This is a genomic window from Hominilimicola fabiformis (assembly GCF_020687385.1).
Taxonomy (GTDB): domain Bacteria; phylum Bacillota; class Clostridia; order UBA1381; family UBA1381; genus Hominilimicola; species Hominilimicola fabiformis.
This window is the reverse complement of the sequence record NZ_JAJEQM010000008.1, coordinates 143,822-166,591: the sequence shown is the minus strand read 5'-3', so window position 1 is coordinate 166,591 and position 22,770 is coordinate 143,822. Positions and strand designations below refer to the sequence as shown.

Genomic DNA, 22,770 nt, shown 5'->3' with positions numbered 1-22,770 from the left:
TAGTAGGTTTTATTTCTCCACCTGTATATGTTTGATCTGCAATGTCTGTTATGTTGTCATTTGTAAGTGTTTTCTTTTCTATCACAAATTCAACTGCATCACTTTCAAGTCCCGAATAGTCTGCTGTTTTTTCGACTGTTGCTTTTACATAATGTGTACCTGCATTTGTCGGGACTTTTTCGGTATACGTTCCGTCTGCCGTATTTGAATATGTATATTTAATTGTTCCGTATTTCGCCTCTGCTGTCGGTGTATTTGCTGTTTCACCGTATGTCCAACCTGTTATTGTAAGCGGTTGTGTAAATTCATTTGTTTCAAAAGTCGATATTTTTTTCCAAACTGCATATAGTGTTGTATTGGAACTTATTGTAATACTGCCACCCGAACGGTATTCTGCTGATGTTGCATCTTTATCTGTCGCCCAACCAAGAAAATCATACCCTGTTCTTGTCGGCACACTGTCACTTATTGTAAAAGTTGCACTGTCGCCCGCAACTATTTCGGCACTGCTACCGTCCGGTGCATTTGTACCATTGTTTGCATCATAGCCGAGATAAACAGGAAATGTTGTTACTCCGCTTGATGTTTGAGTAAGCTTTATTTTATTATCCTCAAGTTTCAATGCGTAAGAGCTGTTGCTAACTCCAATCTTTGCCATATCATTGTATGTAAGCACAACGCCTTCTGCCGCATCAGCAATAACTCTGCCTTCTGATTCGCCCTCTACCGTAAGTATTAACGGATTTTTTATTGAAGATGTTATTTCAACATATTTAGTAGCAGATGAATCAGACATCAAATAAATATCATTTCCTACATTAATATTTGCATTACCGCCTATTTGCAATGTAGCCTCTCCTGTTGTTTTACAACTATGAAAAATTGCAGAACCACTTGGTGAATCGCCTACCGCCGTGTTACCCTTTATCACACCGCCGTTTATTATCGTTGTACCGAATGATGTATTATAGATTGCGCCGCCGGAATTTGACGAATTATTTTGTATAAGACCGTCATTTATAATAAGAGTAGCATCTCTTACATAAAACGCTCCTCCACCATATCCGGCACTTGAAAGTGTCGTCTTATTATTTTCAATAATACCGCCGTTCATTTCAAAGCTACCGCCATCTAAATATATAGCACCACCGTAATTTCTGCTTTCGCAACCCGAAATTGTGCCGCCCTTCATTTTAAAATTACCGCCGTCCATATACACTGCGGGTCCATAACCGCTGGTTCTTTTATGATTTGTAATCTTTGCCCCATCATTCATTATAACAGTACCGCCGGCCATATTAATCGCAGCTGCTGCCCCACTGTCAGAAATTATCACGTTGTTACCGTCTATTGTAACATTGCCAAGTGTAAGACTTCCGCTTACAACTTTTATCAAATTTCCCGATGTACTCATTCTGTTAAGCGTTCCGCCACCCGTGAATGTAACATCGCCTTTGATAGTAATTGCCGCCGTGATACCGACATTACCGTTTATTGTCACGGTTCCGCCTGATATTGTAACACCGCCTACCGTATCACCGTCATTCCATGTTGTGTCTGCGGAAATTGTTTCCGTAATTGCCTCGGCATGTACCAAAACGGTACTTGCAGGCAACACAGAAAACATCATTGCCAACGCCAGTATGATTGATAATAATTTTTTAGATTTCATGATTTTCCCTCCTAAAATTATATTATTCCCTCAAAAATATTTTCTAAAGAATTTATTATATTTATGTATCTATTCATACTTAAATTATACACCGTACACTGATGTACGATGCAATAATTTTTGAGTATTTTTCTTCCTTTTCGACATTACATTTTTGTTACAGAGCATTGCAGTTTGAACCTGTCAATAATCTGTCAACAACTCACGAAATCACATTTTATGATGTAATTTTTGAGGATTTTCAAAGCAGACAAACTGATAAATTTAAAAAAACAGTTGCAAAATTGAAAAAAACGTGTATAATATAAGTGAGTGTATCTTCAGGGCAGGGTGCGATTCCCTACCGGTGGTTAAAGTCCACGACCCTACTCAGTACAGTAGGCTGATTTGGTGAAATTCCAAAACCGACGGTTAAAGTCCGGACGGAAGAAGATGTTTTTTTGTGTATGGTTTGCCCTGTAGCTATGCTATGGGGCTTTTTTATTTCCCATTCATAGTGTCAAGACAAAATTTATGCGAAGAACTTTTCCTAAAGATACAAAATAAATTTTTAGGAGGCTTTTTAATTATGGAAGCAATCAACAATGTTCAAAACAAAACAAGGTTTACACCGAAATTTATCGCAAGTGTAGGAATACTGTCGGGTATATCTATTGTACTTATGCAGATTTTAGAATTTCCTATCCCGTTTATGCCGCCGTTTCTAAAGTTTGATTTTTCAACTTTACCTGCTTTGATAGGCGGATTTGCATACGGTCCTGTTACCGGTATTGCGATAGCATTCATCAAAGCGGCTCTACACCTGCTAAGAACAGACACAGGCGGTGTCGGTGAACTTGCCGACTTCCTTGCAAGCGGTTCACTTGTATTTGTTTCATCACTTATTTACAAGCGTATCAAAACAAGAAAAGGTGCTGTTTTAGGTCTTGTTCTCGGTGCAATAGCAATGGCAATCGTAGGCGGACTTGCAAACTACTTTATCTTGATACCGTTCTATACAAACGTTATGCCTATGGAGCAAATTATATCGCTTTGCGGCAAGGCTAATCCGCTTATAACAAACACTTTGGGATATGTTTTATACGGAGCAATTCCGTTTAATTTAATAAAAGCACTGTTGTTATCAATCATAACATTCGTACTATACAAACAAATTTCAAAGATTTTACATTAATTTGATATAGTAATAATTGCATTTTAGAAAAATATAGTGTATAATGAATTCTGTAATTTTTATTTTAAGGAGAAGTTTTATGGATTCTATTGTACAATCTATTGTCACAGCACTTTCAGGAAAAATATCAAAGGAATTAATTGTTTTTCTTGTATCAATGGTACCGTTGTTGGAGCTTAGAGGAAGTATTCTTGCGGCAGGACTTATGAAAATGAGTTTCTTCCCATCATACATTGCCGCAGTACTGGGTAATATGCTCCCGATACCGTTCATATTGCTGTTTATTGAAAAGATATTTGCGTGGATGAAAAAAAGTAAACGCTTTCACAAAATTCCCGATTGGCTTGAAAAGAAAGCACTTTCAAAATCGGCTCAAATCGAAAAATACGGCTATCTCGGCTTATTCCTTTTTGTAGCCATTCCGCTGCCGGGTACAGGTGCTTGGACAGGAAGTCTTATCGCAGTATTATTCGGTATGAAACCTAAAAAATCACTTTTGTTTATCTTTTTAGGTGTACTTACTGCAGGACTTATAATGTCGCTTTTATCATTCGGCGTTTTAAAACAACTTATTTCTTAGACATATCAAAAAATCGGACTGACAGTCCGATTTTTTTGTTCTGTTTTTCCAAACAAAAATGCCCTCCACAACAGATAATGCTGTCGTGAAAGGCATTTATATTAACTTATAACAAGTTTAAATGTTACTTCACCCTCATAAGCAGGTGTATAGTTACTGTAACCGATTCCCTGAACGGATAATACTGAAAGCATTGACGTCAATCTGTCAGAACTCGTTGTATAAAATTCACCGTCTTCATCGTATGAATATTGTCTTATAACGCTTAACGCCTCGTCTGCGTCTTTTGCGGAAATTACGATTGAACCGATAGGTTTATTTTCTTCTGGGGCTTCAATCGGATTGCCGTCTTTATCCAACTTATAGTATCTGCCGTATGCGATTTGGGCTCCGCCCGCAAGCGAATAATCATCTTCAACACTTGATTTTACTGTTCTTGAATTATTGATATTGTCAGCAGTTCCGTCATATACGGAACGATCGTCCGACTGAACATCAATACTTGCAATCGCTATTCCGTCATCTTGTGAATAAGCTTGAATATCGTTTGAATTATCAGCAACCTCAGCAGTTGTTTTCTGCGAAACCGCACCTTCGTCCGACTTTTCAGGTTCTGCAGAAACAGACGGTACCGCATTATTTTGTACCTTTGGACTTACAGACGGAGCAGATGTGGATTTACTGTTATTTGCAACCACACTGCTTTTTACTGAATTTGTACTCGCACTTGTTTGCGGCTTTGCCGTTGCAAGCGATGATGTACTTTTCGCTGTTTTATTTTCGGGAATAGTGTTTTCAACCGTTTCTTCAAATACTGTCGGTTGATTTTCTTCCGCATTGTCTTGAGCAGCCACTGCCGGTGCTGTCGTACTTACGGCAGCATTTCCGTCACTGTCAGTCACGACTGTTTCCTCTTGAATAACACCGTCATCATTTCCGTTCATCTTATCGACGAACATATTGCTGTTAGCCGTTACAACAGCTACCAACGCAAAGCAAGCCGCAGCCGCAGTATACTGTTTCCAATTACGGCGAACATTACGCATTACACGTCTTGTTATTCGTGCTTTTTTCTTTTCCTCTTCATCTATGCGGACATTTAATTTCTCCATAAAATCCACAGGAACATTTATGTCAGGGAGAGATTTAGCCGTTGAAATAATTGAACGCATAAATTCAAGTTCACTTTTGCAATTTGCACATTCCAATGCGTGTTTATCCATTTTCTGCTTTGTTTCGTCACTCAAATTTTCATAGTTGTCCAAGCATTCGTTAAATTTATCACAATTCATTTTTACTCCCCCTTTCTTTAAATTTTCATTAATTTCTTTTTACAATATATTAGACGTAAGAAATATCAAAAAAGTTCCCGTTTATTCATTAAATTTTTCTTTAATGCACTTCTCGCACGATTAATTCGCGACTTAACCGTTCCCGACGGTATTCCGAGTACCTCAGCTATGTAATCGTAACTCAATCCCTCAATATCGCATAGTGTTATTACAGTTCTGTATTCTTCTTTGAGTTCGCTTATCGCCTCACGTACAGCTCTCTGACGTTCCGATATTTCCATATTTTCTTCCGGTGTAGGACTTTCGTCCTTAATATCCATATCTTTTTTTTCGTCAATCGCCTGATTGATACTTATTACACCCGAATGTTTCTGACGTTTTCTCAGAATATCAGAGCAAACATTCTTAGTTATCCTATAAAGCCACGTGGTAAAGGAAGATTGCTCCTTAAATGACTCTATACTTTTATACACCCTTACGAATACCTCCTGTGCCGCGTCATATGCATCCTCTTGATTTGAAAGCATTCCGTAAGCGATATTTATAACTTGCTGTTGGTAATTTGAAACTAATATATTAAAAGCTTCTCGGCTACCTTTTTTACACTTTTTAATCAAATCATTTTCGGTCAAAAATCCCTCACCACCTCTCATGGTTTATTTGCCCTACGTTTGATTTTAGAAATTCTTAATTCTGTTCATATATACATCGTAATATGCCTTTACGTCAGCCATACAGTCACCGCTGAATTTATCCAAAAACGCCTTTGCGATTTCAAATGCGATTACCGCCTCAACGACAACCGAACAAGCCGGTACAGCACACACATCGGAACGTTCGACAGTTGCCTTATGCTCCGATTTATCGTCAATATTGACTGTTCTAAGCGGATTATACAAAGTAGGTATCGGTTTCATTGCCGCCTTAACAATAATCGGCTCACCGTTTGACATACCGCCCTCAATACCGCCGGCATTGTTGGTAAGTCTGTGGAAGTCGTCCGAATATTCGATTTCATCATGTACCTTTGAACCCGGTATTTCGCTCACACCGAAGCCCATACCGATTTCAACGCCCTTGATAGCCTGTACACTCATAACACCGAAAGCAAGGTTTGCATCAAGTTTTCTGTCGTAATGAACATAACTTCCCAACCCGGCAGGCACACCTTTTACGATAGTTTCCACTATTCCGCCTACGCTTTCACCGCTTGCCTTGATTTTGTCTATGTATTCCATAGCCTTTTGAGCGGCATTTTCATCGCCAAACCCAACAGGTGAATTTTTTACTTTTTCAAAGAAATCTGCCGCAGTAAAATCAGCTGTATCTTCAACTTCGCCTATTCTCTTAACATGGCTTAAAAATTCTATTCCAAACGGTTTTAAAACCTGTCTTACGAGTGCGCCGACAGCCACTCTTGCTGCAGTTTCACGGGCACTTGCTCTTTCAAGCACGTTTCTCAAATCTCTGTGATTGTACTTCATACCTCCGGTAAGGTCTGCGTGTCCCGGTCTTGGGCATTCGACAGACTTTTCGTTATTCGCCGTTTCAGTACCCATTATACTTTCCCAATTCGCCCAATCTCTGTTTTCGATTTTAATTGCGATAGGACTTCCGAGAGTCACTCCGCCTCTCACACCCGAAAGAATTTCGGCAGTATCTTTTTCAATCTTCATTCGTCCGCCTCTGCCATAGCCCTGCTGACGCTTTGCAAGCTGTTCGTTTATCTCATCAAGGCTTATCTCAACACCTGACGGCATACCTTCGATTATAACTGTAAGACACTTACCGTGTGTCTCTCCCGCTGTGAAATATCTAAGCATATTTTTATCTCCATTCGTAACTACAATTTGTATTTTTTTTATATATAAACTACAACATAATGTATATAATCTATTTTATCACTTTTTCGTTACTTTTGCAAGTTTTAACGACAATTTTACAAAACTCGCTTTGTGTAATTGTAATAAAAAAGATATATTTAAAATAGGAATATTATGATATAATTTGAATATCACTAAAGTCACTGAGCTATTTCATACAGAAAGGAAAGGTAATTTTTATGAAAACTACAATCTGGGGAAATATTCTTCCTGCCGTAACAATCGACCTTGAACAAGGCGAAAGCATTTATACCGAATCGGGCGGTATGACATGGATGTCGGACAAAGTAAAAATGGACACCAATATGAAAGGCGGATTTATGAAAGGTCTTGGACGTATGTTCAGCGGTGAGTCATTGTTTATGGCTACATACACCGCCGAGGCACCGAACCAATCTATCACAATCGCCTCATCTTTTCCCGGAGAAATCAAAGAACTTCACATTTCTTCCGACAAAGAATTTATTTGTCAAAAATCAGCTTTTTTGTGTGCCGAGCAAAGTGTTGAACTTTCAACATATATAACAAGCGGCATAAAGAAAGGCTTGTTCGGCGGTGAAGGCTTTGTACTTCAAAAGCTTTCCGGAAACGGTACTGCTTTCATTGAGCTTGACGGTTCAGTTAAAGAAATCGACCTTGCTGCAGGCGAAAAACTTAAAGTCGATACAGGCAGTGTTGCGATTTTTGAATCAACCGTCAAATATGACGTTGAAACAGTAAAGGGCTTTAAAAATATGTTGTTCGGCGGTGAAGGACTGTTCCTTACAACTCTTACCGGTCCGGGTAAGGTATATTTACAAACAATGAATATGGCTGAATTTGCAAATAAAATTATCCCGTATCTTCCGACACCGTCATCAAAATAGCAAATAGAAATTATAACTAAAGAAGTGGCAAAAATATTTTGCCACTTCTTATTTTTTATCTGGTTAAATAATTATAAATCATAATTATACTTTCCGCTCTTGTCATTTCACGGTTTGGATTGAAATTACCGTTACCGTCACCGCTTAACACTCCCATAGCCGAAAGCAATGCGATATATCCCTTATTTTCCGTAACATCATTGAACGGTGTAACGTAAATATCGTTATATTTCGCGTAATTTTCAGCACCGATTGCACGAATCATATACACAGCAGCCTCCTCACGAGTTACTGCCGCTTCGTCATCACGTTCATCTTCCGAAATAATACTGTTTTGTGTTGAATTTCTGTACACCCAATTTGCCTGTTCCAAATTGTTTTTCAATACGATTATATCGTTACCGTTTATACTCATCAAAAGTGCAAGAAAATCCTTTTGAGTAATCTTTTCGTCAGGCTTAAATTCACCGCCCTCAAAGCCTATTCCGTAATAAGCAAGCTCTTTGATATACTTTTCGGCATAGTGACCGTCTATATCCGAATATTCAAGTTTACTGCTTGCATTCTCCGTAATTTCTTTGTTTTGATAGTCAACAAACTTACCTGTAAACGGATTGATATTTTCTGTATCTATTGTGTATACAGGGATAATCTCTCTTGTGTTGTCAGTATAATTCTGCATATATACAATGCTGTAATCCTTTACGTCAAACAAAATATTTTCAGCATCTTCCTTGCTCATTGCATTTTCGATTGACGGAAATTCGGTGTCGGTATAATTCATCCTGAAATCAGTAAGTACGCCGTTGTTTGTTGTCACGTTAGCATAGTCGCCTGTTACCTTAATACCGTTTACATATCGGATATACTGATGTGAATTTTCATCATATTTGTATTCTTTTGCCTTATCGCCTGCAAGTGTCTTTAAAGCCGAATCATCATTATTTTTTACCTCACTGTCATCTTCTCCCCAACGTGAATAATACTTTATTTCACCTGTTTTAGCATCAACAGAAGTATATATGTTGCACTTGTCATTTGACATTGATACAGCATATGTATATTCATCGTCATAATTTTTATATAAAGAAATGCTGTCTGTATTTATATTCTTAGGGATTGACAAAAGCTTGTTCGACTTTAATTTATTTTCCAAAGCGGTTCTTGAAATAAGTCCCTCTATATTGTCAAGCTCTTTTATTTCCTGTTCGGTAAGTCCGCCGTCTGCTGCTGCATCATTTGCACTTTCAGATTTGTTGCCGATGAAATATCTGTAATTTGTAACATCAACCGCATCACCCGTAAGTGCATTAATGTATTTGTCGTAGTCGTATTCCTGTGTGTATACAGGATAAGCTAACACGTTACCGTCCTCGTCAACATATGTACGATAAACCAACTCAAGTCCGAGTTTATCACTGTACGCTTTTTTTGCCTCATCAACGCTTATCGCATTATTGATTGACGGAAAATCCGCTTGTATATAGCCCAAATCAAAACCCATTACATATCCGTCTGTACCGTCAATATTAACCGAGCCGTTTCCGTTCGTGAACAATACACCGTTTACATAAGTTTTAATATAGAATGTATATCCGTTACCAAAAATACTGCCGTTGCTTCCATAAATTTTTATTTCATATGGAAAATCGGGATTAATTTGTTTTAAGAAGTTTTCCGCCGTCTTTTTTGCATCACTTTCGCTAATTTTCGGTAAATTCGGTGTGTTATTTTTATCATCAGATTTAAAACCGAGAATTGAATAGTTGGTTATAACTCCGTCTGCCGTACAAGTTATATTAACACTCTTGTTTCCGTCTTTTTCATTCCATGTAAAGTTATAAATTTTTTCGCCGTACTGTTCCTCTGTTCTGCTCGAAAATTCACTGCACTCACTCGGAATTTCAACTCTCTGTTTAACGCTTTCCAATATTTTCTGCATATTCTCTCTTGCAGATGTTTCTGTTTGCTGTGTGGCTAACGTTTCAGCGGCTAAAACTGCCGGTGATACTGCCGATACAGTAAGAGCCAACGCTGACGCTACCGCTAATAATTTTTTCATAACTTTTTCCTCCTTTTTAAATTTATCGGATTATTTTTCCTTTCATATATAATACTTTTCAGCACACCAAAAGGTTGCATTAAATTGAAAAATTTTTTTTGATTTTTTAATTAACACAAAATGGTGTTATATTAACACCCTTTCAGACTGTCGACAAATTGTCCGGAGCGTGCAAAGCATTATTTTTTATATTTACAACTTAATTTATAGCTATAACAAATAACAGGCAAGCCTATCTTCGATATACGGCTTGCCTGTGCACTTTTTGCGAAAATAAACTCTAACGTACCAACGTACGCCGATGAGTTCATTTTCACAAAATCCGAACTAATTTCTCGACATCTGATTCAATATTAAAATTTACCGCTGGCACCGCCGCCGCCGAAACTTCCGCCGCCGCCGGAGAATCCGCCTCCTCCGCTGCTGCTTCCGCCGGAAAATCCGCCGCCATAGTAACCGCCGCCGCTACGATAGCCGCCATGTCCGCCACGTCCGCCACGTCCTTTGATATTAGTGATAAATACCACAATCGCTAAAACTATGAAAAACACTACATATGTCATTATTTCAACCATAGTGTCATCATCATCTTCTTCATCGGGTGTCGGGTCTTCGAGTTCGCCGATTACCGAATCATAAATCTGCTTAATACCCTCGCTGTAATCACCTGCCGACAAAGAATCTGTTGCATTTCTGATAAATCGACCGCACTTACCGTCATTTAAAACGCCCTCAAGTCCGTAACCGACTTCGATACGAATATCACGACTATCCATAACAAGGAGAATAAGAACTCCGTTATCCGCGTCTTTATCGCCAATCCCCCATTTTCTCGCCGTTTCAATCGAAAAGTCTTCAAGGTCGTTTCCGTCTATACTTTCCATTGTCAAAACAACAACTTGCGGTCCGCCGTTAGCATTGTACGCCTTACCTTTTTCAAATATATAATCCTCTGTTTCACTGTCAATAACATTCGCATAGTCATTTATAAAAAATCTATCCGTATGATTCGGTATATCAACCTTCGCAAACGCACAAATATTTATAAATAAAACAAATATTGCGGAAATTAATGCCGCGAAACGTATCTTCCCCCTACTCATATCAATCAAAACTTACAGAAGGAGCAGATTGTGCCGCACTGTCTGCCTCAAACTGCTGTTTCTTTTCAAAACCAAGCATATTTGCAAATATGTTTGTAGGGAATGAACGTATTTTTACGTTATATTTTTGAACGGCGTCATTATAATCCTTTCTTGCAACACCTATGCGATTTTCCGTACCTGCAAGTTCATCTTGAAGTGACAAGAAGTTTTCGTTTGACTTTAATTCCGGATATGATTCCGAAATTGCAATCAATCTGCTAAGTGCCGATGAAAGTTCTTCATTTGCCTCACTTGCCTCCTCAACCGTTCCCGCACCGGCAAGTTTTGCACGAGCATCAGAAACTGCAGTAAACACTTCTGTTTCGTGTGCCGCATATCCCTTTACCGTATTAACAAGGTTCGGTACAAGATCCATACGTCTTTGAAGTTGAACCTGTATATCGGAATATGCCGTGTTGGTCGATTCTTCTAAACTTATAAGTCCGTTGTAACTTCCTATAATGCTTACCGCTATAATTACGATTACCGCTATTATAACACCGATAATTACACCTTTTTTCTTCATATTTTCTCCTCTTTTCTATAAATAATCTGTATATATTATACACTTACATTTTAACCTATGTGTCTATAAATGTCAACAAAAAAAGCAGACAAAACCATAAGGATTTTGTCTGCTTTTAAATTCTTAATACACTGTAATTAAAATTACTTAGAAAGGTTAGCCTTTAACTTAGCAAGTTCGTCAGCCATTTCCTTCGGAAGTTTATCTCCGAACTGTGCAAAATATTCTTCGATATTTGCAACGTCTTCAAGCCATACCTGCTTATCGATTGTAAGAAGACCCTTAATATCAACATTTTCGTCTTCAAGACCTGTTAGGTCGATATCTTCAGGCTTTGGTAGGTAACCGATTTCGCTTTCAACAGCGTCAACCTTACCTGCACATCTGTTAAGAATCCAAAGAAGTACACGCATATTGTCACCGAAACCAGGCCACATGAAGTGTCCTTCGTCATCTTTTCTGAACCAGTTAACGTGGAAGATTTTCGGAGCTTTGTCGCCAAGCTTCTTACCCATTTCAAGCCAGTGACCCCAGTAAGTAGCCATATTGTAGCCTACGAACGGTTTCATAGCCATTGGGTCACGTCTAACAACACCTACTGCACCTGCAGCAGCTGCTGTTGTTTCTGATGCCATTGTAGCACCAACGAATGTACCGTGCTGCCAATCTCTTGATTGATATACAAGCGGAGCACACTTAGCACGTCTGCCACCGAATACAATAGCCTCTACAGGAACGCCCTGTGGGTTTTCGAATTCAGATGAGATACATGGGCAGTTGATAGCCGGAGCTGTAAATCTTGAGTTAGGGTGAGCAAGATTGTTACCTGCTGCAGAGTATTCAGGACCGTTAACCTTTGAACCCTTCCATTCTGTTGCATCAACAGGAGGATTCTTGTCAAGACCTTCCCACCAAACTGTATTGTCTGCATTGTTAAGAGCAACGTTTGTGAAGATTGTGTTCTTCTTTGTTGATTCAAGAGCATTGAAGTTTGTCTTTACTGATGTACCAGGAGCAACACCGAAGAAACCTGCTTCAGGGTTGATAGCATATAGTCTGCCGTCAGGACCGATGTTTAGCCATGAAATATCATCGCCGACTGTCCATACTTTGTAACCTTTGTTCTTTAGGTATTCCGGTGGAATAAGCATTGCAAGATTTGTCTTACCGCAAGCTGATGGGAATGCAGCACAGATATACTTAACTTCGCCTTGAGGATTTTCAAGACCAAGAATTAGCATATGCTCAGCCATCCAACCTTGGTTCTTACCAAGATATGATGCAATTCTTAGAGCGAAACACTTCTTACCAAGAAGAACGTTACCGCCGTAAGCCGAGTTGATTGACCAAATTGTGTTATCCTGTGGGAATTGAACGATGTATCTGTCATCAGGATTTACGTCTTTCTTAGCGTGTAGACACTTGATGAATTCAGCGTTTTCGTCATTTCCAAGCTGATCAAGAACCTTTTGACCGATTCTTGTCATAATAGCCATATTAAGTACAACATAGATACTGTCTGAAAGCTCAATACCGATCTTTGAGAAAGGTGAACCTATAGGACCCATTGAATAAGGGATAACGTACATTGTTCTGCCCTTCATTGAACCTGTATATAGTTTCTTTAGCTTTGCATACATTTCGTCAGGAGCCATCCAGTTATTGATTGGGCCGGCTTCTTCTTCCGTAGGAGTACAGATAAATGTTCTGTCTTCTACACGAGCTACGTCGTTTTCAGCTGTTCTGTGATAGTAACATCCAGGAAGCTTTTCTTGATTTAGTTTAATCATTTCACCTGTTTCAACAGCCTCTGCTCTTAGAGCCTCAAGCTGTTCTTCACTTCCGTCAATCCAAACAACATTGTCAGGTTGACACATAGCTTTCATTTCTTCAAGCCATGCAAGAACTGTCTTGTTTTCTGTCATGGTAAAAATCCTCCAATACATTTTTTAATTTTATACAGTGTTATTTTGTAACATTGTTTTCTATTTTACTTACGAATATATTATAACATATTTTTTGTTTTTTTTAAAGAATTTATAATGATTTTTTTATTTTTTTATCATTTACTATCAGAAATACGTTACTTTTTCGTTAAAAATGTGACGTTTTGCACAAATAAATCATAACCTTTTTGAATTTGCAGAATACAACTTTCGTTTTTGTCCTTGAAAGGCAGTCTTTTAGGTGTTATAATAACCATATAACCGAGTCTGTCGACAAAATGCCGACAGCTCCAAAAATCACATCACAGATGTAATTTTTGAGTGTTTTCAGAGAAAAAATCACAAAGTTCCTCCAAAGTCGAAACTTTAGATTTTAAGCCATTTCTGCCGCACAGGTCGCCGGAAATGATTTTCAGTGAGGTTGCACCTCACACTCCAAAAAACATTGCAGACAAAACCACAGCGGTTTTATCTGCAATATAGCTATTTGAAAGGCAGATTTATTACTTATGAAAGAACAAATTTATACAATACCGGTAAATGAAGTTTACGATACAGACTGCGAATGTCCGCTTTGTGAACTTGAGAAAAAACTTGAAAAAGAAACGCTTGACTACGCACTCGGTGCGGCAATGATGGAGCCTGAATTTCGTATGGAATCAAACGAAAAAGGCTTTTGCAACCATCACTGTTCAATGCTTTTCGGTATGTCAAACAAACTTGCACTGTCGCTTGTGCTTGACACACATTTAGAGGAAATACGCAAAAAGCTTGATACGCTGAAAAAATCCGCGTCGGCTTTAAAAAATCAAAAAGGCGGTCTTTTTAAGAAAACAGGCTTGGCTGATTTTTCAAAAGCACTTTCCGAAAAGCTTGACGGTATATCGGACGGCTGTGTTGTGTGTGACAAAATCAATCACACTATGGAAAGATATGCCGATGTGCTTTTGTATATGTGGGCAAATGACGAAAAGTTTAAAGAAAAATTCAATAAATCAAAAGGTGTATGCTTAAAGCATATGAAATTGCTTGTTGATACAGTGCCGAAATCATTAAAAGACTCACAAGCAGCTCAATTCCTTGCCTGCCTGTTTGAAAAGCAAGAGACTGAACTTTCAAGAATACAGCAGGATATACATAAATTCACACTTAAATTCGACTATCGCAACAAAGATATGGAATGGGGTACCGCACAAGACGCACCAATCAGAACAATCGACAAAATTTCAGGTTTTATCAATAATGACTATGAAGAAAAATAAAAGTGGGGCTATTATAGCCTCACTTTTGTTATTTTGAACTTTTTTCAATAGCCTCCCACAAACCGTTTAGATATGTCGCACCCAACGCTCTGTCGTAAAGTCCGTAACCCGGCATAGCCACTTCGTCCCATATCATTCTTCCGTGGTCGGGACGGATAGGACCGTCAAATCCGATTTCGTAAAGTGCTTTCATTATTTCGTACATATCAAACGAACCGTCGGATGACAAGTGTGCCGCCTCCTCAAAATCGGTCGGTGAATTAAATTTAAGATTTCTGACGTGCGCAAAATGTATTCTTCCCTTTAATGAACGAATCATATCGGGCAAATCGTTTTCAAGGTTTGTTCCATACGAACCGGAACAGAAAGTAACGCCGTTATGCACATCGTCAACCATTTTCATCATACGAAGTATATTCTGCTTATTAATGATAATTCTCGGCAAACCGAAAACGCTCCAAGCTGGGTCATCGGGGTGAATTGCCATTTTTATATCGTACTTATTACATACAGGCATTATTCTTTCAAGAAAATACTTCAAATTTTCAAAAAGCTTTTCATCGTCAACATCCTTATACATTTCAAAAAGCTCTTTTACTTTTTCCATTCTCTCAGGTTCCCAACCCGGCATAACAGTGCCGTTCATATCCTTTGAAATAGATTCAAACATCTTCTCGGGAACGATTTTATCAATATCATCTTGATTGTATGCAAGCACGGTTGAACCGTCGGGACGTTTTCTTGCAAGCTCACTTCTTGTCCAGTCGAACACGGGCATAAAGTTATAGCACACAAGATGAATGTCCTCTTTTCCGAGATTTTCAAGAGTTTCAATATAATTGTCTATGTACTTATCTCTGTCCGATGTTCCGACTTTAATTGCGTCATGAACATTTACGCTTTCAATTCCGCTTATATGAAGTCCGCTTTTTTCGACTTCATCTTTCATTTCTTTAATTCTTTCTCTGCTCCATACTTCACCCGGTGCGGTATCGTAAAGTGTTGTTATAACGCCCGTAACGCCCGGTATTTGTCGTATTTGCTTTAACGTTACGGTATCAAATTCTGAACCGTACCAACGTAATGTCATTTCCATTTTATCTCTCCTGTTAAAATTCCTTATAAAAATCGTCTTTCATTTCCGATATTACCATATAACATTCTTTGCCGTAAAGCAATTTACAAGGCACTCGCCACGTCTTGCCATAATAGTAATCATCTGCAACAAGTTCACCGTCCGCATAAATTTGCGCCACGTCACCGACATAGTCAATCTCGGCAAATCCGTATCCGCCGTCAACATTGATTTTCTTCCATGTCAGTTCTCTTTCTCCGCCAATGCACAATTCTTCTTTATACTTCGGCTCAAACGGTGCATTTTCCACACCTGTGATTTCAACATTTGATTGCTTTGCCGACTGACCGATTTTAAGTGTTTCAAATTCACTGCCGTTCCATTTTTGACAAATATATTCGCCGTCCTCAACAGAGTGTATTTGTCCGTTTTCCTCATACAAATTACAACCTCCGCCAATATACACCGTTCCGTTTAATTTACGCATATACTTAGCATTTTCAAACGGCACTGTAACAATATTTGCACTGCCTTTGCTGAATTTGTATTCCGCTTTGATATTCGGTATTTCCGCAAAGAAATATGTATCATCGCACTTGCATAACGGCTGTGCTGTCGCATATTCAAGCACACTGTCGCCCATTTTCATATTAAACGGCATAAAGAAACTCACTTCTCCCTTTACGTCAATCGGCGTAAACTCAACATTTCCCGCACTTATCACCGCATTTTCAATATCTGCAAGTTCTGTCAATCTCTGATAATGATTTACAAACACAAACCCACTTTTGCCGTTCGTTCTCATACCGTAACGCAAAGAATTTGTATCGTCTGCCGCCACCGAATTTGCAGAATCAACCGCAATCATCGGTGCAAATTCTTCGCCGAAATCGTTTACAAACATATGCAGCATATTAAGCAATCCGTACTGTTCTCTGACCTCTCCGTACTCCGACAACGGTGCTTGAAAATCATACGAAAGTATCGGATAATCATTCGGATAGCCTGTCGCCTTTGTTTCGTTAAAAGTTGACAGTTCGCCTATTTTGTTCGTACCGCCGTGATACATATAATAGCCGACAAGATTGTTTCCGTCACCGAGCTTTACAAGCGACACCGCATATATATCCATAGGCTTTATAATCGGTCTGCGGTGATGTGTAACCTCTATACCGCCGCCAAGCTCACACGTTGCGAACGGATAACGCTCATACGGCAGCTGCCAGCCGTCACTCTGAGTTTTTGCGATAAGATCCGTTCCGATTGCGGAATCGTTTCTCATTCTGTTAAAGAAATAGTGCGGTGACGGCGACAGTCTGTTCATATGATTTTCCCACGGTGCCTCACAATAACCGCCGAATACAGGCACAACCTCATCAACGGGAATTTTCGCACCCGATGCACTGTTCCAGCCTGTAACTGTGTATATCGGTGCAATAAATCCACATTCTACGGCTATTTCTTTAAGTTTTGCCAAATGCTCGGCATTGTCGACAAATTCATTTTCAATCTGTACCGCAATTATGTTTCCGCCGTCCTTGTAGAACAGTCCTTTCACTTCGTTATATATGCTCTGATACCACTTCTTAACAACCGCCAGATATTCTTCGTTGTTGTCACGAAGTTTATAATCCTTTTTCAAAAGCCAATCGGGGAAAGCGCCGTTTCTGCACTCGCCGTGCGCCCAAGGGCCTATACGAATTACAACGTCCAAGCCGACATCTTTACATTCTTCGATAAACGCTCTGATGTCATTGTCGCCGCCAAAATCCATTTTACCCTCAATTTCTTCGTGGTATATCCAAAACAGATACGTTGAAACAATAGTTATACCGCCGGCTTTCATTTTTGCAAGTTCTCTGTGCCAATTCTCTCTGCTGTACCTCGAAAAATGGAACTCGCCCATAACGCCTATCCAAGGTTTTCCGTTTCGTGTGAAATATCTGCTTGTGACATTAATTTCTTCACCTTTCGGATTTTTACCGCCCATATTCAAATGATTTATCAAAAGCGGTTCATCTTTAAATTCTTTAAATTTGTATATCATATACTGCCCTCCAAAAATTGTACTCCGTAGCCGTCCAATACTCCGTCAAATTCCGAACCGTCAAACAGCGACACTCCTTTAATGTTTGTATCAACTTCATTTTCATTGTGATTTAAAATAATTATGCAGTCATCTTGCTTAACAACCTCCACACCGTTCGGTGTATCAACCGTTTCCACATTCGCCGACTTTGCTATAATTCTTACAAGCTCTTTCATTGCGTCATTGTCCAAATCACAGCCTACATAATAAACTCTGCCCTTGCCGTATTTGTTTACTGTCACTGCACTTTCGCCCTTGTAGTATTCACTTCCGTATGTGCATATGGTTTTTGCGGTATCCGGTTTTATTATATCACACCATATTTCCGCACTTCCGCTTACTTCGCCGTATATTTTTACAGGTTTTCTCAGCGAGTCAAATTCAACCGCCTCAATGCCCGCAATTTTCTTGAACACTCCCGGCAGTGCCATAGGTCTTACTCTGTTATATTCATCACGCGTACCGCTCCTAAACGTCAAAACAAGTGTACCGCCGTTTTTGACGTATTCCTTTATTTTTTCCGTCTCTGCGTCTGTGACTATGTTGTACGCAGGCATATACACGATTTTATAATCTTCATATTTGCCGTTTGAAACGGCTGTGTTTATGTTCAAATCACAATTTGCCTTGTAAAATGAATACAAGTGATTTTCATAATTATAGTTTTGTGCGTGACGTTTTATATCATGTCCCCATACATTGTCGTACGACTTCACAAGCAATGCATCATACTTATTTTTTGAGCCGACAATATATTTTTCAAGTTTTTGAAGTTCGTGACCTGTCTTTTGAATTTCATAAAAACGTCTTCTCGGTACACCGTCATGGTCAAGTACACCGTACCAATATTGCTCCATACCGAAAAGAGCCGTTCTGAATCTGAAATACACAACGCCCTCGCAGCCGTGTGCGATTGCCTGATATGTCCATAATCTAAGTTGATTGGGACGTGGCGTTGAGCCTAAAATATCCCAACCGGCAGGACCTGCCTGTTCCTCCATTACAACAAAGTTTTTGTTCTTCGCACCACGCATATTTTCGTGTGCCATAGACACATATTCATATTCGGACGTTCCCCATTGATTGTCGGGATAATTGTCCCACGATACAAAATCAAGATCTTTTGACAAATCATACGCGTTTATATCCGAAAAATGTCCCATTAAATTATGCGTTATCGGATTATCGGTATATTTTCTCAAAATATCAATCTGCATTTTCTGATAATTCACCCAAGTGTCAGAAGAAAAACGTCTGAATTCCAAGTCAAGTGCGGGATTGTGCGACCACAAATCGCCGTATGTACCCTCGCACGAATTATATTTCGGAAGTATTATATCGTCAAAAGAATCATAGTTTAAACTCCAGAATACGCTCCCCCATTTTTCGTTTAGATTTTCTATTGTCTGATACCTTTCCTCAAGCCATTTTGCAAAAGCCTTTCGACAATGCTCGCAATAACATCTTGTACTTCCGTGACAGCCGAACTCATTATCAATCTGCCATGCTATGACGTTTGGATTGTCCTTGTAATGTTCAGCCATTTTTTCAGTTATAATTTTCGACTTTTCTATGTAGCTCGGATTGTTTCCGCAGCCTTCACGTCTTGAACCCCAATCCTTTTTTCTGCCGTATTTGTCCCTCTGCACGATGTCATATTTATCCGCAAGCCACTTCGGCGGTGCGGCAGTCGGTGTTCCGAGTATGGTTTTTATACCGTATTCTGCAAGTATCTCTATTGCGTCATCAAGGAATGAAAAATCAAATTCACCCTCTTTTTTCTCAAAAAGTTTCCACGCAAATTCACCCATTCTTACAGTGTTAAAACCGCCCTTTTGCATAAGTTTAGCTTGACTTTCCCACTCATCTCTGTTCCAATGTTCGGGATAATAGTCTACACCAAATATCATTATTTTCCCCTCTTTCTACAAATTGTTCACAGTGCGATTTTAAAGCTTGCGGTGCCGTATGTGTATACTGCCCCAAGCGAAAAATTGTGCTGTGGGCAATTTTACTCTTGCATCGCTTTATATAGTTCTTCGTCTGTCATATGATTATCCAATACCAATAACAGCATAACCTCTCTGTCCTCGGGCGCATACATCGTTTCGCGATACCATTTGTCATGTCTGATATTATCGCCGAACTCTCTGATAACCCCCATTACCTTTCTTGCCATATACGCGGTATGCTTAATATCCGCCAAACAATCGTTATGATAAAAGCCTTGCCAAACTCCGTTTTCACTGTTACGCATTTCCTCATTCGCCTTGTCAAATAAAACCGCACTGTCACCGCAAAGCAAAAATGCTTCTTTGTAATTTTCCTTTTCAAATACCTCTATACCGTTGCAAAATTTTATTACACCGTTTGCACAATAATAATGAATTTTCGACTGTAACAATACAGTTTCGTCAAAAAGCTGTTTCTCGTTTCCGCTTAGTTTTTCACTCGTCTTTTTGCACATTTCGTAATATGAATTTATCTTGTCAATACCACTTTCGCATATAACTTTGTAATCTCTCACCTGACTGTAAAACCCGCCTTTTCCGACAAGCCAATTAAGCGGAGCAATACTGTTTTTATCGTCCTTCACAAACTTATTCGCAATAATACGCACATTCTCGGTATAAAACTGTTCACCTGCGTGTTCATCTTCATTTTTACCGAATTTAATCGTTGACTTCGGATATTCCGCAAGGCATTTTGATACGTCATAAGCCGAATTAAAATAATCGTCCGCAAATTCCTTGCTGTGACTTTCGTCCGATATATCTTCACCGAACCACTTTTTTCTCACCGCGTCAAGATAATATGTATGCGGTCTGACATTTGAACAGTTGATAACCCAAAAATCATCGCCGCCGTTTTCAAGTACGTCCGATAATTCTCTGTTCACAAAATCAACCGTATTCGGAAGCATTGTTATGTGGTTTGCGGCTTGCAAATCGTAAAACGAAACATGATAATAAATACCCTGTCTGCCGCCGTCTTTAACAGGCATTGACGACACTCGTGCCGCATGATTGTCACGTCGTCTTGTAACCATTTTACCGTAACCGTTATCGGCTTTAACCTTGATAATACCGTCGTCAAGCTCTATATAACCGTCCTTGTAAAGTTCCATTATTTCGCCGTACAGGTTGGTACAAAAAACAGGATTTTTGACGTATTTCTTAACAATATCGCATTGCTTTTTTATAATATTGCTTATCAGCTTACCTCGTTTTTGCGGAGTGTCAAATTGACCGCTCGTGTCGCTACTCCAAAATGGGCAGTCACCCTGTCCTCTAAAGCACAAATTCCAAACCACATTGCAGTCTTTCTGTTCAATTACCGCGTCTTCCCAAAGTTTATAAAAAAGCTCCGACTTTTCCATAAAATTCGCCTCAACGCCCGGATATGCTCTTGCAAAAATCTCCGCACCCAAAGGTTCTGCATGGTGATGAGTAATCCATAATCCCATATCCGCCGCCATTTGTCTGTTCAGTCTTGAATTTTTGTCAGTACCCGGAATTGTCATATTTCCGCCACAACGCAAAAGCGTTTCAAAAGCCATTCTCCAAGGCTCTTTTTTGTCACCGTTGATTTTCCATTTCATCATAAGCACTTCATCATTGAAAAACCAACCGCGATATTTTACCTTTGGTTTCGGTGAATTAATTTCGCATTTTTCTATTCTAACACTGTCTTTCTTTTCGATTTTTTGGTCAAGCCAAAACCAAAACGGCTTAATATCAAGATATTTTTCACTTATTTTCAAAAGTGCATACACAAACCCCAAATCGTCCGCCGCACTTATCACGATATTTTCTGCTATATCAATTTTATAACTTTCCTCATCTAATGTATCGTCTTTTTTTAAATGAATATCATTTCCGTTTTCATCACTTGCACCGAAAACCTTTGCCATATCACGCTTTAAAATATTAATCGCATTCATAACAGGCTTTGTTTCCGTTTCGGTATGTACCTTCGTATTCAAGTTAAACAAAAAGCTCATTGATTTTGCTCCTTTTCATAAAATCTAATTATACATTACAGCAATTTAATCATATTTTCATCTAATATATTGGTTAAAACATTGATTATCTTGGCATTGTCTGATATAATAAAAATATACTTTGAGCGGAAAGGCTGATTGATATGACAGAGAAAACAGTAAAGATATTTCCGAATATGTATTTCGGTTTGACTCACTGCTACGATGAAGTACCCGACAACAATGATTTCAAGCTTCACAATCACGATGATGTATATGAAATAGTGCTGTTTCTAAGCGGTGATTCTGAATTTTACGCAGAGGGAAATGTGTACAAATTAAAGCCTTACGATATGCTCATAACGCGTCCGTTTGAAATGCACCATATACGTTGTTTGAGTGCGAAGCCGTATGAGAGGATTATTTTGTATCTGTCGACAGAATATTTCAAGCAAAACCGTTGTGAAGAATTTGAAGATATTTTCATAAACCGTCCGCCGGGTACGGGCAACCTAATACCGTCCGACATTGTAAAGGACGATTTGCTAAACCCTATAAACCGCATAAGCGTATATATCCATAACGGCTCACTCACCGCCGCAAACGGTGTCATTATAGAATTTCTCTATCTTTTGAATACTTCAAAATCGGCAATCTCACCGTCAAAATCAAAAGACAAACGAATAAGCGACATAATTATGTACATAAACGAACATCTTCCTGAAACAATAACACTTGACTTTCTTTCCGAAAAATTCTTTATAAATAAATACCACCTGTGTAAGCTGTTCAAGAAAAATACGGGATACACACTAAGTCAATATATCAATCATAAACGCATACTTCTTGTACGCGAACTGCATACGCAAGGTCAGTCACTCCTTGAGGCAAGCACCAATGCCGGTTTTAATAATTATTCGCATTTTTACAGACAGTACGTCAAAAAAACAGGTATGACGCCAAAAAATATGAATTAAAAAAAGGGAGATACATCTGTTGTATCTCCCTTTTAGTTTATTTCATTTGATTTTCGTAGCTTTCAATCATCTTTTTAACCATCTGACCGCCTACACTGCCGGCTTGCTTTGCTGTAAGTTCACCGTTATAGCCTTGACCCAGTGTTACGCCTACTTCTCTTGCCGCTTCCATTTTGAATTGTTCCAATCCTGCTGTTTTGCTTTTCTTTGACATGATTATTTCTCCTTTACATAAAATA

General features: G+C 39.0%; 18 protein-coding genes and 1 riboswitch. Of the genes, 5 read left to right on the top strand and 13 right to left on the bottom strand.

Going from position 1 to position 22,770, the window contains the following annotated elements; genetic code table 11:
- Window positions 1-1,672, bottom strand: a 1,672-nt coding sequence (locus LKE05_RS07540) for an InlB B-repeat-containing protein (protein WP_308456428.1), incomplete at its 3' end; no start/stop codon positions are given.
- Between the two features lie 312 nt (window positions 1,673-1,984).
- A riboswitch (FMN riboswitch) is annotated at window positions 1,985-2,110 on the top strand.
- Window positions 2,111-2,240: 130 nt separating this feature from the next.
- Here LKE05_RS07540 and LKE05_RS07535 point away from each other — a divergent pair.
- A complete protein-coding gene (locus LKE05_RS07535) occupies window positions 2,241-2,846 on the top strand; it encodes an ECF transporter S component (protein WP_308456427.1) in 606 nt (201 codons plus the stop codon).
- Between the two features lie 79 nt (window positions 2,847-2,925).
- Window positions 2,926-3,426, top strand: coding sequence for a COG2426 family protein (locus LKE05_RS07530; protein ID WP_022230475.1), 501 nt, complete (start codon window positions 2,926-2,928; stop codon window positions 3,424-3,426).
- Between the two features lie 101 nt (window positions 3,427-3,527).
- Here LKE05_RS07530 and LKE05_RS07525 read toward each other — a convergent pair whose 3' ends face one another.
- The 3 genes from LKE05_RS07525 to aroC form a co-directional block, all read right to left on the bottom strand.
- Window positions 3,528-4,718 carry a hypothetical protein gene (locus LKE05_RS07525; protein ID WP_308456426.1) on the bottom strand — a complete coding sequence of 397 codons (1,191 nt, stop codon included), beginning with the start codon at window positions 4,716-4,718 and terminating at the stop codon, window positions 3,528-3,530.
- A gap of 65 nt (window positions 4,719-4,783) precedes the next feature.
- Window positions 4,784-5,371 (bottom strand): RNA polymerase sigma factor, encoded by a 588-nt coding sequence (locus LKE05_RS07520; protein ID WP_147513570.1) that lies wholly within the window; start codon window positions 5,369-5,371, stop codon window positions 4,784-4,786.
- A 24-nt stretch (window positions 5,372-5,395) separates the two neighbouring features.
- The gene (aroC, locus tag LKE05_RS07515; RefSeq protein ID WP_147513569.1) at window positions 5,396-6,541 is read right to left on the bottom strand and encodes a chorismate synthase; all 1,146 of its coding nucleotides are present in this window, start codon (window positions 6,539-6,541) and stop codon (window positions 5,396-5,398) included.
- 239 nt (window positions 6,542-6,780) lie between these two features.
- Between aroC and LKE05_RS07510 the strand changes: the two genes are divergently transcribed.
- Complete coding sequence (locus tag LKE05_RS07510) at window positions 6,781-7,467, top strand: TIGR00266 family protein (protein ID WP_117964993.1); 687 nt, start codon at window positions 6,781-6,783, stop codon at window positions 7,465-7,467.
- Between the two features lie 55 nt (window positions 7,468-7,522).
- Here the strand turns inward: LKE05_RS07510 and LKE05_RS07505 are convergent, their stop codons facing one another.
- The 4 genes from LKE05_RS07505 to LKE05_RS07490 all read right to left on the bottom strand — a co-directional run bounded on the left by LKE05_RS07505 (window position 7,523) and on the right by LKE05_RS07490 (window position 13,125).
- On the bottom strand, window positions 7,523-9,529 hold the full coding sequence (locus LKE05_RS07505; protein WP_308456425.1) for an S-layer homology domain-containing protein: 2,007 nt from the start codon (window positions 9,527-9,529) through the stop codon (window positions 7,523-7,525).
- A gap of 353 nt (window positions 9,530-9,882) precedes the next feature.
- Window positions 9,883-10,632 carry a TPM domain-containing protein gene (locus tag LKE05_RS07500; RefSeq protein ID WP_147513566.1) on the bottom strand — a complete coding sequence of 250 codons (750 nt, stop codon included), beginning with the start codon at window positions 10,630-10,632 and terminating at the stop codon, window positions 9,883-9,885.
- A gap of 1 nt (window position 10,633) precedes the next feature.
- Window positions 10,634-11,200 (bottom strand): LemA family protein, encoded by a 567-nt coding sequence (locus LKE05_RS07495; RefSeq protein ID WP_147513565.1) that lies wholly within the window; start codon window positions 11,198-11,200, stop codon window positions 10,634-10,636.
- 143 nt (window positions 11,201-11,343) lie between these two features.
- On the bottom strand, window positions 11,344-13,125 hold the full coding sequence (locus LKE05_RS07490; RefSeq protein WP_308456424.1) for a phosphoenolpyruvate carboxykinase (GTP): 1,782 nt from the start codon (window positions 13,123-13,125) through the stop codon (window positions 11,344-11,346).
- A 530-nt stretch (window positions 13,126-13,655) separates the two neighbouring features.
- Between LKE05_RS07490 and LKE05_RS07485 the strand changes: the two genes are divergently transcribed.
- Window positions 13,656-14,408: a DUF6062 family protein gene (locus LKE05_RS07485; protein WP_308456423.1), complete on the top strand. Its 753-nt coding sequence runs from the start codon at window positions 13,656-13,658 to the stop codon at window positions 14,406-14,408.
- Window positions 14,409-14,436: 28 nt separating this feature from the next.
- Here the strand turns inward: LKE05_RS07485 and uxuA are convergent, their stop codons facing one another.
- From uxuA to LKE05_RS07465, 4 genes are all read right to left on the bottom strand, one after another.
- On the bottom strand, window positions 14,437-15,504 hold the full coding sequence (gene uxuA / locus LKE05_RS07480; protein WP_308456422.1) for a mannonate dehydratase: 1,068 nt from the start codon (window positions 15,502-15,504) through the stop codon (window positions 14,437-14,439).
- A gap of 13 nt (window positions 15,505-15,517) precedes the next feature.
- A complete protein-coding gene (locus tag LKE05_RS07475; RefSeq protein WP_308456421.1) occupies window positions 15,518-17,530 on the bottom strand; it encodes a beta-galactosidase in 2,013 nt (670 codons plus the stop codon).
- Window positions 17,527-19,482: a beta-galactosidase gene (locus LKE05_RS07470; protein WP_308456420.1), complete on the bottom strand. Its 1,956-nt coding sequence runs from the start codon at window positions 19,480-19,482 to the stop codon at window positions 17,527-17,529. The genes LKE05_RS07475 and LKE05_RS07470 overlap by 4 nt, the downstream gene beginning before the upstream one ends.
- Before the next feature lie 101 nt (window positions 19,483-19,583).
- The gene (locus LKE05_RS07465) at window positions 19,584-21,575 is read right to left on the bottom strand and encodes a glycosyl hydrolase 115 family protein (protein ID WP_308456419.1); all 1,992 of its coding nucleotides are present in this window, start codon (window positions 21,573-21,575) and stop codon (window positions 19,584-19,586) included.
- 143 nt (window positions 21,576-21,718) lie between these two features.
- On the opposite strand from LKE05_RS07465, the gene LKE05_RS07460 reads away from it, so the two are divergent.
- A complete protein-coding gene (locus LKE05_RS07460) occupies window positions 21,719-22,531 on the top strand; it encodes a helix-turn-helix domain-containing protein (RefSeq protein WP_308456418.1) in 813 nt (270 codons plus the stop codon).
- A gap of 37 nt (window positions 22,532-22,568) precedes the next feature.
- Here LKE05_RS07460 and LKE05_RS07455 read toward each other — a convergent pair whose 3' ends face one another.
- Window positions 22,569-22,745 carry an alpha/beta-type small acid-soluble spore protein gene (locus tag LKE05_RS07455; RefSeq protein ID WP_022230459.1) on the bottom strand — a complete coding sequence of 59 codons (177 nt, stop codon included), beginning with the start codon at window positions 22,743-22,745 and terminating at the stop codon, window positions 22,569-22,571.
- Window positions 22,746-22,770 lie beyond the last annotated feature (25 nt).

What these genes read in the sequence shown, in the direction of transcription:
- LKE05_RS07465 (WP_308456419.1), bottom strand. Translation starts at nt 21,575, where the DNA reads ATGAGCTTTTTGTTTAACTTGAATACGAAGGTACATACCGAAACGGAA.
- LKE05_RS07490 (WP_308456424.1), bottom strand. Translation starts at nt 13,125, where the DNA reads ATGACAGAAAACAAGACAGTTCTTGCATGGCTTGAAGAAATGAAAGCT.
- LKE05_RS07520 (WP_147513570.1), bottom strand. Translation starts at nt 5,371, where the DNA reads ATGAGAGGTGGTGAGGGATTTTTGACCGAAAATGATTTGATTAAAAAG.
- LKE05_RS07510 (WP_117964993.1), top strand. Translation starts at nt 6,781, where the DNA reads ATGAAAACTACAATCTGGGGAAATATTCTTCCTGCCGTAACAATCGAC.
- LKE05_RS07460 (WP_308456418.1), top strand. Translation starts at nt 21,719, where the DNA reads ATGACAGAGAAAACAGTAAAGATATTTCCGAATATGTATTTCGGTTTG.
- LKE05_RS07495 (WP_147513565.1), bottom strand. Translation starts at nt 11,200, where the DNA reads ATGAAGAAAAAAGGTGTAATTATCGGTGTTATAATAGCGGTAATCGTA.
- LKE05_RS07485 (WP_308456423.1), top strand. Translation starts at nt 13,656, where the DNA reads ATGAAAGAACAAATTTATACAATACCGGTAAATGAAGTTTACGATACA.
- LKE05_RS07535 (WP_308456427.1), top strand. Translation starts at nt 2,241, where the DNA reads ATGGAAGCAATCAACAATGTTCAAAACAAAACAAGGTTTACACCGAAA.
- aroC (WP_147513569.1), bottom strand. Translation starts at nt 6,541, where the DNA reads ATGCTTAGATATTTCACAGCGGGAGAGACACACGGTAAGTGTCTTACA.
- LKE05_RS07500 (WP_147513566.1), bottom strand. Translation starts at nt 10,632, where the DNA reads ATGAGTAGGGGGAAGATACGTTTCGCGGCATTAATTTCCGCAATATTT.
- LKE05_RS07470 (WP_308456420.1), bottom strand. Translation starts at nt 19,482, where the DNA reads ATGATATTTGGTGTAGACTATTATCCCGAACATTGGAACAGAGATGAG.
- LKE05_RS07475 (WP_308456421.1), bottom strand. Translation starts at nt 17,530, where the DNA reads ATGATATACAAATTTAAAGAATTTAAAGATGAACCGCTTTTGATAAAT.
- LKE05_RS07505 (WP_308456425.1), bottom strand. Translation starts at nt 9,529, where the DNA reads ATGAAAAAATTATTAGCGGTAGCGTCAGCGTTGGCTCTTACTGTATCG.
- LKE05_RS07530 (WP_022230475.1), top strand. Translation starts at nt 2,926, where the DNA reads ATGGATTCTATTGTACAATCTATTGTCACAGCACTTTCAGGAAAAATA.
- LKE05_RS07455 (WP_022230459.1), bottom strand. Translation starts at nt 22,745, where the DNA reads ATGTCAAAGAAAAGCAAAACAGCAGGATTGGAACAATTCAAAATGGAA.
- LKE05_RS07525 (WP_308456426.1), bottom strand. Translation starts at nt 4,718, where the DNA reads ATGAATTGTGATAAATTTAACGAATGCTTGGACAACTATGAAAATTTG.
- uxuA (WP_308456422.1), bottom strand. Translation starts at nt 15,504, where the DNA reads ATGGAAATGACATTACGTTGGTACGGTTCAGAATTTGATACCGTAACG.